A 13,549-nucleotide genomic window follows, 5' to 3' on the forward strand; every position below is an offset into this window, starting at 1 on the left:
AATCGGAAGAGGATCTCAAGAAAACAAAGCCTCTTTGAACTTGAAGGCACGCTGGTCAGTCTATGCTGACAGGCGACTGCGAAGAAAAGATGAACCCCGTGCGGCCAGAATGATGATCGCTGGAAGAATCGACGGATCTTCAGCCGGTGGAAGCGTTTTCCGACGCTCCTTTATAGGATTTCACTCTGATTTCCCCACACGCCGGGCGTCAGGATCGCTATGAAATTTCAGGCGTGGATGGCTTCCAGCGGAACAGCGCCAGCGAGCGCCCTTCCATGGGATAAGGATGAACCGCATCAAACGCCACATGCACAGCGTGCGGCCGAGCCGTATCAATCATCAGATCCATGCTGGGGCCAGCCGGCCCGGCGACGGGATAATGGAACGAAACCGGCTCGCTTCCCGCATTGAATAGAACAAGCAGATTATCTCCCCGTATCGGATTCCCCTGCTCGTCGAATTCTTCCAGGTCGCCCCCCATCAGCATCCCGAAGCAGCGGATGGAGTCCTGATTCCAGCAGTCATCGGCCATCTCTTTGCCATCGCTGGCCAGCCAATAGACATCTTTCCCATTTTCATCACGTTTATTACGCCCGGAAAAGAAACGGCGGCGGCGCAAAGCCGGTTGCGATACACGGATACCGATGAGCTTGCGAAAGAAATCAAACCAGTCTTTTTCCTTCTCCAGCAGGCTCCAGTCGACCCAGGAGAGCGGATTATCGTGGCAATAAGCGTTGTTGTTTCCCTTCTGTGTCTGCCCAAGCTCATCACCTGAGTAAATCATCGGGACCCCCTGAGAGAACAGGAGTGTGGCGATCAGATTGCGCTTTTGTCGCATGCGAATGCGATTGACATTGGCATCAGTCGTTTCGCCTTCAACGCCATAGCTGGCACTATGATTGTCGTTTGCTCCATCACGATTCTCTTCGCCGTTCGCTTCGTTGTGCTTGTGCTCGTAACTCACCAGGTCATGGAGAGTAAATCCATCGTGACAGGTAATGAAATTGACGCTGGCATAAGGCCGCCTTCCGCTGTGGGCGTAAAGGTCACTGGAGCCTGTTAACCGCGTGGCGGTCTCACCGATCGTCCCACCGTCACCTCGCCAGAAGCGTCGCATACAATCGCGATATTTTCCGTTCCATTCTGTCCAACCTGTCGGGAAGTTCCCCACCTGATAGCCACCAGGGCCGACATCCCATGGTTCGGCAATCAACTTCACGCGAGAGAGTACGGGATCCTGATGGATGATATCGAAAAACGCACCCAGCTTATCAACATCATAAAGCTCGCGAGCCAGCGCGCTGGCCAGGTCAAAACGGAAACCATCCACATGCATTTCCTGCACCCAGTAGCGAAGACTATCCATGACCAGTTGCAGGACGCGCGGGTGACGCATATTCAGGGTGTTCCCGCACCCCGTAAAATCCATATAGTAGCGGGGGTTGTCACCTACCAGGCGATAATAGCTCGTGTTATCAATCCCTCGCAGTGATAGCGTTGGCCCCAGCTGATTTCCTTCCGCCGTATGATTATATACAACGTCCAGAATGACTTCGATCCCCGCAGCGTGAAGCGTGCGCACCATCGACTTGAACTCATGGGCAGCAAACAACGGGTGACGAACGGAACTGAATCGCACACTGGGCGCAAAGTAAGCGAGAGTATTATAGCCCCAATAATTTGATTTCCCCCGCTGATGCAGGCCATGTTCGTCAATATGATGATGGATCGGCATGAGTTCGACCGCTGTCACCCCTAATTTCTTCAGGTGGTCAATCGCGGGAGCAGAAGCCAGGCCGGCATAAGTCCCACGGAGCCTGTCGGGCACGCCGGGCATCTGCTGCGTAAATCCCTTGACATGAAGTTCATAGATGATTGTGTTATGCCAGGGGGTTAATAGCGGCCTGTCATCACCCCAGGTATAGGCTTCTTCAACCACCAGTGCTAAAGGAGCATAAGGGGCGCTATCACGCGTATCAAAACTCAAGTCATCATGATCATGACCTACCTCATAGCCAAAGACAGAATCATGCCAATAGAGGTCACGACCGATCGCTTTGGCATAAGGATCGAGCAGCAGCTTATTCGGATTAAATCGCATGCCAGAAGCCGGCTCATAGGGGCCGTCAACACGATAGCCATAGAGCTGGCCGGGGCGGATTTCCGGGAAGTAACCATGCCAGACCTGATCGGTCTGCTCAGGAAGTTCAATTCTTTGTGACTCGCTCAAAGAATCCCCTGAGTCGAAGAGACAGAGTTCCACGCGTGTGGCGTTCTCGGAAAACAGGGCAAAATTGACACCAGCACCATCCCACGTGGCGCCCAGAGGATAAGGTCGGCCTGCCCAAACTCGCATTATGAATAGTCCTGATTTTCTAATGGGGAAACGTCAGGCTGCTCTCAGCCTGACTTGTCGCAATGCTCACGGTTTCACGTTGACTGAAGAGATCGATGATGCCACTGGGCACACAGTGGGATTGCAACAGTGGGATTGCATCAGGAGTAACAGTTTGCCGGATGAATAGTAACCGCAAAAATCATGAGAAACAGAACGAATGCACATGCCCTCAGTGCTGTCAGGTCATGCCAGTCTCGTCCCTGGCCCCACTCGCAAAACAGGGAGGCAGCGGCTGACAAGGCAGGAAATGCTCTCGATCCGCTTGTTTGCATCAAAAGACCGTGAAAAATAGTGCCAACGTCTCGTCAGGCCACCTCGAATCGCCGCCAGTGAGTATTGAATAGCAGATTCAGCGCAACATCGTTCCATGAAAAGTTGAACAAGTTGCGTTTCAGTTGCTGTGAGAAAGCCTTCGTCAGCACACAGGGCGATTTCCTCTCATTAAACGCAAAAATCACCTTCAGAATATCGCAGCCATCGGGTGGGCGAAGCTCGCGCGTGGGGGAGAGACGCTGGCAGCAGGCCCCGTGTTGTTCCCATTATTGGGAATCTCAATGGCGCGATGACCCCAGGTTTCGGAGTCAAGTTGGCAAGCCGATTAAGTAGAGACTGAATCTCAACTGCGCCTGGTCGCGTAAGTTATTAAGCGAAAACCTGTTACACGCCGTGGCAAAGCTTGCCGGTACGATGTTTTTCGCTCTTGTTTCTGTGAAAAACATCCTTCTTTTCGACTTCGGGAAATCGAATCGAAAGGCCCCTTCAGTGATTGCTCTTCTCGTCACTGGCATCTACGATCCACAGCAATATCGCCGCACGGCGCGTTCTGTGTCGTGACCTGTTGCCATTCATTTTTTCGCAGGGATTTCCCCAACCACTTTGACGAAATGGCGGGAATCACTGCTTGCCAAAATGATAGCCTCTGGCAGGTCTTTGGTTGATATTCGGATCACTCACCGAGTCGGTACGTGTAGATGCAGAAGTTTCGCTTTCCCACATGGCTTGATCGTGCACTCCCAGTGCTGGGCGGGTTGGTCGCGTTTGGTGCCCTCTATGTGGTCGGGTTGCTTTTCGTCGGAGGCAGTCCCTGGACACTGGATGTTGGTTACCAGCCCAAACAACCGATTCCCTTCAGTCATGCCCTGCATGCCGGCAAACTGAAAATGGATTGTCGCTACTGTCATAACACGGTGGAAGTCGCGGCTTATGCAGCCATTCCTCCCACCGCCACCTGCATCAAATGCCATCGCGGCGCCGATGAGAATGGCATTGTGGCAACCACCTCAGTGCGATCAAAAAGCCCCAAGCTGTTGCCTTTGCGGGAAAGCTACGCCAGTGGTGACTCAGTTCAGTGGGTCAAGATTCACGACCTTCCTGACTATGCTTATTTTAATCACAGTGCCCACGTCCGCCGGGGCGTCGGCTGCGTTTCTTGCCATGGCCGCATCGACAAGATGGAAGAGGTTGCTCAGAAAAAGCCTCTGTCGATGGCCTGGTGCCTGGAATGTCACCGCAATCCTGCTCCCAACCTTCGTCCTCCCGAACTGGTGACCCAGATGGACTGGGTTCCCGCTGAAGATCCTCTGGTTGTGGGAAGACGGATTCAGGAGCAATTGCACCTGAAGACTAAAGAAAACTGTTCGACCTGCCACCGCTGATCCCTGTGGGTTGCTGACAGCCGCCGGGTTGTCAGTTGCCTGTCGAGATAAATTATCTGATTGGTTTTGTTGTCATTGCATGATCAACGACGATGCGGGGTGACTTCGGTCTCTCCTGTTGAAGTTGCCAGCCATACGCCCGCTGAAGAGATCATTCCGACCATGTCGATTGCCTCCAACCCACTGACGCCTGATGCTGGTGCTGCTCACAGCCAGTCATACGTTCCTAACGAATACTGGCGCAGCATTGATCAGTTGGAGCGAACACCCGAGTTCGTCGAATTCCTTCATCGCGAATTCCCTGTCGCTGCCTCAGAATTTCCCACAGGTGTCAGCCGTCGTCGCTGGCTGCAACTGATGGGTGCCTCTCTGGCATTGGCTGGTGTGGCCGGTTGCCGATGGGAAAAGGAAATCATCGCCCCGTTCGTCAATCGTCCGATGAATCGGATTCCGGGCGAGCCTCAGTATTTCGCTTCAGCGATTGAGTTTGCCGGTCTGGTTCGCCCACTGGAAGTCACTTCCATCGATGGTCGCCCCATCAAGGTGGACGGAAGCTCCGAGCATCCCTTGTCTGGTGGTGGGAGCGATGGCTACTCACAAGCCACCCTGCTGCACCTCTATGATCCTGACCGCTCACAATCCGTGGGAGAGATCAAATCGGGTAAGGCTCAGATGTCTTCCTGGGGTGCCTTTCATGCCTTCGCCGACAGGCTCCTGCCAGCGGCTGCCACCTCAGGCGGAAAAGGGGTTCGCGTACTGGCCGAAGCGAGCAGTTCGCCTTCCCGTGCTCGCCTGAAAGACGCCTTCCTTGCCCGCTTCCCCGAAGCCAAGTGGTACGAATACGAATCCGTCAGCTATGACAACGATCGTCTGGGAACACAAAAAGCCTTCGGTCAGCCAGTGCGGACAGTCATTGATCTGCGTGGTGCCGACGTCATTGTGGCGATTGATGCCGACCTGTTCGGGCAGCATCCCCAGGCCACATCAAATCTGAAGGAATGGGCACCACGGCGGGTACCGGACAACGGGCCGATGAACCGCCTCTATGTGGTTGAAAGCCAGTATTCCAGTGCCGGTGGTGCTGCGGATCACCGCATTCCCGCCCGCAGCGGTGATATTGGCGCGATTGTCGCCAAGCTCGAAGCCGCTGTTGATCAGACATTGGCAGGTCAGCCACTCAGCGCCAAAAAAGAAGAGGGACGTTCTGAGCAGGATCGGTGGATCGCCGCCGCTGCCAGTGATCTTGTTGCGGCTCAGGGAAAATCGGTCGTCACGGTCGGGATGATCCAGCCTGCGGATGTCCAGGCCCGCGTCCATCGTCTTAACAGCAAGCTGAAAAACATCGGGGCAACCGTCAAGTTTGTCGCGAATGCCACGGCCTCCACCGATGAGATCGGCAAGCTTCCTTACGTTGAGCAACTCAAGGCTCTGACGGCGGAAATGAATGCCGGCAACGTGGATGTGGCCTTTGTCATTGGTGGCAACCCCGTTTACGCCGCTCCGGCCGCCATTGGCTTCGGCGACGCATTCACCAAGGTGAAGCATCGAATCCATTTGAGTGATTATGTCGATGAGACTTCACTGGCCTCCACCTGGCATCTGCCTCGTTCCCATCAGTTTGAATCCTGGTCGGACTTCCGCTCATGGGATGGGCGACTGATCCTGCGCCAGCCACTGATCGAGCCGATTTTTGATACGAAGTCAGAACTCGAAGTCCTGGCCTATTTTGCTGATAATTCCGATACCGTATCGCTCGATATTGTCCGCACGACGCTTCGCGATATCCTCCCGGCTTCAGGCTTTACCGAAGAATTCCGCCGACTGGCTCATGATGGCTTCTTCAAAGAAGAAGAACTCTCCTCCGTCGAAGTGACTCTGGTCGACGGATTGGAATTGCCCGAGTCTCAGTTGTCAGCAGCCGATGACTTTGAAATTGTCTTCTCTCCTTCCAGCAGCACTTTTGATGGCCGCTTTGCCAATAATGGCTGGTTGCAGGAAGCTCCGGATCATCTCACCAAGATCGTCTGGGACAACGCCGCCATTATGAGTCCCGCCACTGCCAGGAAAATTGGCGTGACGATGGGCAATCTTGTCCAGATCGCCCTGGGTGATAAATCGATCAACCTCCCTGTTTATCTCCTGCCGGGCCAGGCCGCTGGTTCGATCGGAGTGGCACTGGGGTATGGACGCACCGCCGCTGGCCACGTCGGAGGATTGCTTTCCGACGACATCGCGCCCGTCGGTGTGGATGCCGCATCGATCCGGCCTGTGGGAAGTGACATTCTCACCGGTGCAAAGATCAGCAAAGCCAGCGGTTCCTACACACTGGCCACCACGCAGGATCACCACAACATCGATGTGATCGGCATGCAGGGTGTTGCTGGCCGTATTGGTAAGCTCGTTCGTGAAGGGACGATTGAAGACTATAAGGCTCATCCGGATTTCGCCCAGCATGTTGTTCACGTGCCACCGCTGGAATCGCTGTGGCCGGCCCCTGACTGGCAGAAGCGCTCGGAAGAAAACCGTGCGTGGGGCATGTCGATCGATCTCTCGCGCTGCGTGGGTTGCAACGCCTGCACTATTGCCTGTACCGCAGAAAATAACGTCCCGATTGTTGGCCGCGATCAGGTCGCCAAGGGCCGTGAAATGCACTGGCTGCGAATTGATCGCTACTTCAAAGGCGATGACGAAAACCCGGTGCTCGCCACTCAGCCAGTCACTTGCCAGCATTGTGAAAATGCTCCTTGCGAGCAGGTTTGCCCAGTCGCTGCGACCGCTCACAGCCCTGAGGGTCTGAACGACATGGCGTACAACCGCTGTGTGGGTACCCGCTACTGTGCGAACAACTGCCCCTATAAGGTTCGCCGCTTCAATTTCCTCGATTACAATGCCAAATATGATGAGGCTCAGTCTGAAGGCAACGATCTGCCACTGATGATCCTCAATCCGGAAGTGACCGTCCGTGAACGCGGTGTCATGGAAAAATGCACCTACTGCGTGCAGCGGATTCAACAGGTCAAAATCGTCGCCAAGAACGAACAACGAGATATTCGTGATGGCGAAATTCGCACCGCCTGCCAGCAGGCCTGCCCCGCCGGTGCCATTGAGTTCGGGGATCTGGGACGGCCTGACTCCCTCGTCACAAAAGCTCATGAATCGCCTCGGGCCTACGCCATGCTGGCTGAACTGAACGTCAAGCCCCGCACGGTCTACCTGGCTCGCATTCGCAACCCGCACCCCGACCTGGCTTTGCCTTCCGAACATGCTCACGGCGGACACGGAGACCATGGGCATGCGGAACATGGCCACGACGATCACGGGCATGATGACCACGGACATGGCGAAGGCAAAGGGCACGATCATGATCACGACCATGACCATGATCACGACACCAAGTCACCTGCCAAATCTGACGCATCAAAGAAAGAAGCCGCTGCCCGCAAAGCCACGCTTCAGGATATCCTCGGCCTCGTTTAATGCTGCTTAACCTGAACGGTCAAGTTGGCGAAAAGTTGATTGCAAGTTCATTCATCTGAATTCCGTTTCCTCGCACCGAGCGCGACATATTATGGCTGCGATTTCTCACACGATGCTCGATGTTGATATCGACAACACCATCGAGACACCGGGCCGCCGATCAGAGTTGGTCACGCGAAACAGCAGTTTCTCGGAGATCACAGACTCGGTCTGCTATGCGGCTGAGTCGCCACATCCCCCCGCAATCTGGTACGTCGCCTTCGCGATCTCCACTTCACTCACCATGATGCTGGGATTAATGGTTCTGTATCTGCTGTTCACAGGGATCGGGGTGTGGGGTAACAACTCTCCTGTCTTCTGGGCGTGGGATATCGTCAACTTCGTGTTCTGGGTCGGTATTGGTCACGCCGGTACGCTGATCTCGGCGATTCTGTTTCTCTTCCGGCAGAACTGGCGAACCAGTATCAACCGAGCTGCTGAAGCCATGACCATCTTCGCGGTGGTTTGTGCCGGGATGTTCCCGACCATTCACGTGGGACGTATCTGGGTGATCTATTACCTGATCCCTTATGGCCCGAACCAGCACGCCATCTGGCCTCAGTTCCGCAGCCCTCTGCTGTGGGACGTTTTCGCCGTTTCCACATATGCCACGGTTTCGCTGTTGTTCTGGTACATGGGGATGATCCCCGATCTGGCCACCTTCCGTGACCGCGCCACTAACAAGTGGAAGCACATGGCTTATGGCTTCTTCTCACTCGGCTGGACAGGTTCGGCCCGCCACTGGCATCGTTATGAACGGGCTTACCTGCTGCTGGCGGCTTTGGCAACTCCGCTGGTGTTGTCGGTGCATACGGTGGTGTCCTTCGACTTTGCGACCTCGCAGGTTCCTGGCTGGCACACTACGATTTTCCCGCCCTACTTCGTCGCGGGTGCGATTTTTGGTGGCTTCGGGATGGTGGTCACGCTGCTGGTTCCTGCTCGTGCCCTGTTTGGTCTCGAGCACCTGATCACGCTCCGTCATATGGAAAACATGAATAAGGTGATTCTCGCCACCGGCACCATTGTCGGTTATGCCTATGCCATGGAGTTTTTTATCGCCTGGTACGGCGGCAACCCTTACGAACAATTCGCATTCATCAACCGCATGTTCGGCCCCTATGCCTGGGCCTACTGGACGATGATTGCCTGCAACGTGCTCAGTCCTCAGGTCTTCTGGTTTAAGAAATGCCGTACTTCACCATTGATCATGTGGATCGTTTCGATCTTCGTGAACATCGGGATGTGGTTTGAACGCTTTGTGATCGTGGTGACCTCGCTCAGCCGTGATTATCTTCCTTCCAGCTGGGGTTACTATTCGCCCAGTTGGGTCGACGTGCTCACGCTGATCGGTAGCTTCGGGCTGTTTACCACGCTGTTCCTGCTCTTCTGCCGCTTCCTGCCCATTGTGGCGATGGCAGAAGTCAAAGGGGTGGTGCAACAGCAGAAGCATCTGAATGCTCATCACCACGAAGAACATGCCCACTAAGGCGACGACAAAAACTGTGAAACGACAGGGGGCCTCAGTGCGAGCCTCCTGATCAATTGAAGATAAACGACCGACGACAAGACTGACTGATTGTCACTCGAATTTGAAGTAAAGCTGGCTATGGCAGACCATACGACTGCTGATCATACAAATGAATCGACAGGGAATTCCCCGCTCGCTTCCGGTGGAGCAGAGACACCCACACGTGGTGTGGCTGTGGCTGCCGATCCGAAGCAGCCGGTGGCATTTGTCCTGGCGGAATTCCCGACGGCTGAAGCTCTGCTGTCAGCCGCCAAGCAGGCTTACGAGCAGGGCTACACGAAATTTGATGCCCATTCGCCCTTCCCGATTCACGGGATTGACGATGTGATGGGCATCAAGTTCACTCGTCTTCCCTGGTTTACGCTCATTGCCGGCGGATTGGGCCTCTGCACCGCCACCGCTTTGATCTATTTCACCAATAAGGAATGGTATCCCTTCCTGATCAGCGGCAAGCCTCTCTTTTCAATTCCAGCGGCTGCCCCCGTGATGTTCGAGCTGATGGTGCTGTTCGCTGCCATCACCACGTTGCTGGGAATGCTGGCACTGAACCACCTGCCATTCTTTGGAAGCCCGCTCTTTCAGAGTCAGCGATTCCAACGAGTGACAAACGACAAGTTCTTCCTGAGTATCGATGCCCGTGACCCCAAGTACAAAAGTGAGAAGACAATCCATTTTCTCACAGGTCTGGGGGCCGATTTCATTGAGACCTGCCATAAAGAAGTCTCGTCACCTTTGCCCTGGGCGTTTCGCACGGCGATTTTCCTGGGCCTGCTGATGGCGATGGTTCCCGTATCGATGATTGCCTGGAAGCGATCCACCTTCTCACGCAGTCCCCGGATCCGCGTGCTCTTCGATATGGTGTCACAACCCAAGAAGAAGACGCAGACCACCTCCACCTTGTTTGCAGATCACCGGACCATGCGCCCCTGGGTCGTCGGTTCGGTCGCCAAGGGAGAATTGAAGGCCGACGACGCGTTCTATCGTGGGTTGCAACCCGGTGGAATGAATCAGGTCGCTGCCGTCCCCACATCGTTCGCACAGGAAACCCCTGCGGCTCCCGCAGATGCCACACAGCCTGCTGCTTCAGGACAAGATGCGGCTCCGACAGAGCCTGCCGCCCCCAAACCTGCCGCTCCTCTGGCACCACCCCCTGATCCTCTGGACAAGCTCCCCTGGATCACGGACTTCCCGCTCCCGGTCACTCCGGAACTGATGAAGCGCGGGCAGGAGCGATACAACATCTACTGCGCGACCTGCCATGGATTGGGCGGAGCAGGCAATGGCCTGATTACTCTGCGTGCCATGGAACTGGGCGAAGGAACCTGGGTACAGCCTGTGACCTTCCACTCAGAAAACCTGCGTCAACAACCCATTGGGCGTCTCTTTCACTCGATCAGCAATGGCGTTCGCAAGATGCCTGCCTATGGTGACCAGATTCCTGAACGTGATCGCTGGGCCATCCTGCTCTACTTCCGTGCTTTGCAAAAGAGTAAGTACGCCCCGCTGTCGGATGTTCCCCCTGAAAAGGTGAACCAGTTGATGGATGCGGTTCCTTAATCAAGACCATCAGCAACAGCAACCGTTTTTGCATTGTCGATAATCGATCAAACACACGCACTGACTCTTGAAGCCCTACGGTGAACGGCATGTCCCACGCCTCAACTCCAGAACACCATCACGCCGGCGGACACCACCACGCGCACAGCGTGGCGGGGTGGAAGCAGCACCAGACTTTGGGTGCCCTCGCCGGAAAGATCTGGCTACCGGCAATCATCACTGGTGTGGTCGGTCTATTCGTCGCCATGGTCGCTGCGGCCATTGGCGGCGGTGGCATGCGACAATTTCTGTTCGCATACCTCACCGCGTTCATGTATGTCCTCAGCTTCACGTTGGGTTCAATGCTCTTTGTGCTGGTGCAGCACGTTACCCGCGCAGGGTGGGGCGTGGTCATCCGCCGATTGCAGGAAATTATTGCGGCGTCCGTTCTGCCTTTAGCCGCACTCTTTCTCCCCATCGCGATTACGGTCTTGATGGGAGACAGCAGCCTTTACGACTGGAACAACCCGGAGTTCGTCAAAGAACATCCGCTGGTGGAAGGCAAATCGAGTTACCTCAACTCGGAATGGTTCACCATTCGTGCCGTCCTTTACTTCGCCATCTGGATCTTGATCACCCGCTACCTGCTCAAAAGCTCATTGAAGCAGGATCAGACCGCCGATCCTGCGATCACCATCCGCCTGGAAGAACGTGGTGGCCCATTGATTTTCCTGTTTGCTCTCTCGACCACGTTTGCATCCATTGACTGGATGATGTCGTTGTCCCCTGAGTGGTACAGCACGATCTTTGGAGTCTACTACTTTGCCGGGGCTATGGTTGGTTCGTTTGCTCTGCTCAATCTGCTGATGATCGTGTTGCAAAAACCGCATGGTCTGCTTTCACCAATTACTGCTGAACACCGCCATGACACAGGAAAGCTTCTCTTTGGCTTTACCTGCTTCTGGGCCTACATCGGTTTTTCGCAGTACATGCTGATCTGGTACGCGAATATCCCTGAAGAAACGATGTGGTTCCAGCCTCGTCAGAACGGCGGCTGGCAGTATGTTTCGCTGATTCTGATTTTTGGCCACTTCTTCATTCCATTTTTCCTGTTGCTCCGCCGGCAATTCAAACGCAGTAAATGCCAACTGGCCTTCGCCGCCTGCTGGTTGCTGGTGATGCACTACATTGATCTCTACTGGCTGATCTATCCTCAGTTCTCCACGACACCGGTTTTTGGACTGGTGGAGCTGGGTGCACTGGTGGGACTTGTCGGCCTGTTTGTTGCGGCGATGGTCAAAACAGCCGGTCAGCAGAGTCTGCTGCCGCTCAACGATCCCCGTCTCGATGAATCGCTTCGTTTCCACAATATTTAATGCTCATCTCCGGGATAAAGCTGGCCTCTTGGGGTCAGCAATGTCTCAAGCATCGGCGGATTCCAATGTTCCGGAATTTGCCGGACAAGAGTGAGTTGTTCAAAGCAAAAAGTTTCCTCAGGTTACAATGATTCAGCGAGGGCATTTTCACGCAGATGGCGTTGATCAATGCTGACGCAGAAATGACGGATAGTAAGTCATGGCAAAATACGACGATCTGGATGTGCGCGGTATCGCAGTCGCAGGGGTGGCCTCGGTCATCATTGTGTTTGTCTGCATCGTGGGAGCGCAGGCGCTCTACTTCGATTATCTCCAGAAGGAAGATCAGAAAAAGGTCATTGACTCCAAACCGGTTCAGTCAGACAGCATTCTGGCAGAACAACGTTCACGGCTGATGGAATATGGCTGGGTTGATAAAGAAAAGCAGATTGTCGCGATCCCCATTGACCGTGCGATGGAGATTGTTGTGAAAGAACAAGCCGCAAAACGAACCAAAATGGATACAGCGGATGTACGCTGAGTTCTCTCTCATTGCCGATCGGATCACTCAACGGAAAACAGGACAGTCTTTGTCGCTGTTTAGCCGTCGTGGTCTCGTACTGGCCGTGATGGGAGTGGTGTTGGGCTTGGCCAGCGGTGCAGAATCTCGGGCACTGGCGAATGGCAGCGTTGTGAGTGGTGGACTCATGACAGGTGGCGACACAACGGTCGTTTTGAATGATCGCCAGCCGAAACAACTCGACGACGTGGGTGTGGATGAACAGTTGGGGGGGCAAATCCCGCTGGATCTTAATTTCCGCAACTCGAATGGCGATATCATCGCGCTGCGGGAGATCATCAAGGGAGACCGTCCCGTCATTCTGTCGCTGAATTACAGCGGTTGCCCGATGCTGTGCAATTTGCAACTGACCGGGTTGATGAAGGGGCTTTCAGAGGTTGACTGGTCGGCGGGTGATCAGTTCCGCGTCGTGTCAATCAGCATCGATCCCAAAGAATCCCCCGAGCGGGCAGCAGAATCGAAGCAACGCTACCTGCAAGAATATGGTCGCCCAGGGACGGGACATGGGATTTTCTTTCTGACAGGGGCGCAGCGTTCCATCGACCGGATTGCGCGAACCATCGGATTCAAATACCATTATGTTCCGGAGCGAAAAGAATATGCCCACACCGCGGTGGCTGTTCTGTGCAGTCCCGAAGGAAAGATCGTTCGATATCTTTATGGAATTCAGCAGTTACCATCCACATTGAAACTCTCACTGACAGAAGCGGGCGAAGGCAAAGTCGGGACTCCTTTTGAACGCGTCCTGTTGTTCTGCTTCCATTATGATGCCAAGGCGGGAAAATATGGGCCGGCAGCACTCAACCTGATGAAACTGGCCGGCTTGCTGACAGTCTCATTGCTGGCCACCTGGTTGACCTGGCATTGGCGACATTCCAAAACCAAAACGATTAACAATCCTTCAGCAACCATGACTCCCGTTTGATGTTCTCTCTTCGGGATCAATGAATAACAATGCAGACACTTTGATTCATGACGTTC

The 13,549-nt window shown here is 54.5% G+C and carries 8 protein-coding genes; 7 read left to right on the forward strand and 1 reads right to left on the reverse strand.

Annotated elements, in window-relative coordinates; all coding sequences use genetic code 11:
• Window positions 1–217: 217 nt before the first annotated feature.
• Complete coding sequence (gene glgX, locus SH287x_RS16705) at window positions 218–2,356, reverse strand: glycogen debranching protein GlgX (protein WP_479515522.1); 2,139 nt, start codon at window positions 2,354–2,356, stop codon at window positions 218–220.
• A gap of 1,013 nt (window positions 2,357–3,369) precedes the next feature.
• Here glgX and SH287x_RS16710 point away from each other — a divergent pair.
• From SH287x_RS16710 to SH287x_RS16740, 7 genes are all read left to right on the forward strand, one after another.
• Window positions 3,370–4,053, forward strand: coding sequence for a cytochrome c3 family protein (locus tag SH287x_RS16710; protein ID WP_479515523.1), 684 nt, complete (start codon window positions 3,370–3,372; stop codon window positions 4,051–4,053).
• A gap of 99 nt (window positions 4,054–4,152) precedes the next feature.
• A complete protein-coding gene (locus tag SH287x_RS16715) occupies window positions 4,153–7,530 on the forward strand; it encodes a TAT-variant-translocated molybdopterin oxidoreductase (protein ID WP_479515524.1) in 3,378 nt (1,125 codons plus the stop codon).
• 91 nt (window positions 7,531–7,621) lie between these two features.
• Window positions 7,622–9,055, forward strand: coding sequence for an NrfD/PsrC family molybdoenzyme membrane anchor subunit (nrfD, locus tag SH287x_RS16720; protein WP_479515525.1), 1,434 nt, complete (start codon window positions 7,622–7,624; stop codon window positions 9,053–9,055).
• 90 nt (window positions 9,056–9,145) lie between these two features.
• Entirely contained in the window at window positions 9,146–10,654 is a 1,509-nt protein-coding gene (locus SH287x_RS16725) for a quinol:electron acceptor oxidoreductase subunit ActD (RefSeq protein ID WP_479515526.1), read from the forward strand.
• Window positions 10,655–10,743: 89 nt separating this feature from the next.
• Window positions 10,744–12,009 carry a quinol:cytochrome C oxidoreductase gene (locus SH287x_RS16730; protein WP_479515527.1) on the forward strand — a complete coding sequence of 422 codons (1,266 nt, stop codon included), beginning with the start codon at window positions 10,744–10,746 and terminating at the stop codon, window positions 12,007–12,009.
• A gap of 199 nt (window positions 12,010–12,208) precedes the next feature.
• Window positions 12,209–12,529, forward strand: a complete 321-nt coding sequence (locus SH287x_RS16735; protein WP_479515528.1) for a hypothetical protein — start codon at window positions 12,209–12,211, stop codon at window positions 12,527–12,529.
• Window positions 12,519–13,493, forward strand: coding sequence for an SCO family protein (locus SH287x_RS16740; RefSeq protein ID WP_479515529.1), 975 nt, complete (start codon window positions 12,519–12,521; stop codon window positions 13,491–13,493). The genes SH287x_RS16735 and SH287x_RS16740 overlap by 11 nt, the downstream gene beginning before the upstream one ends.
• Window positions 13,494–13,549: the final 56 nt, after the last annotated feature.

This window comes from Planctopirus sp. SH287, assembly GCF_056500625.1.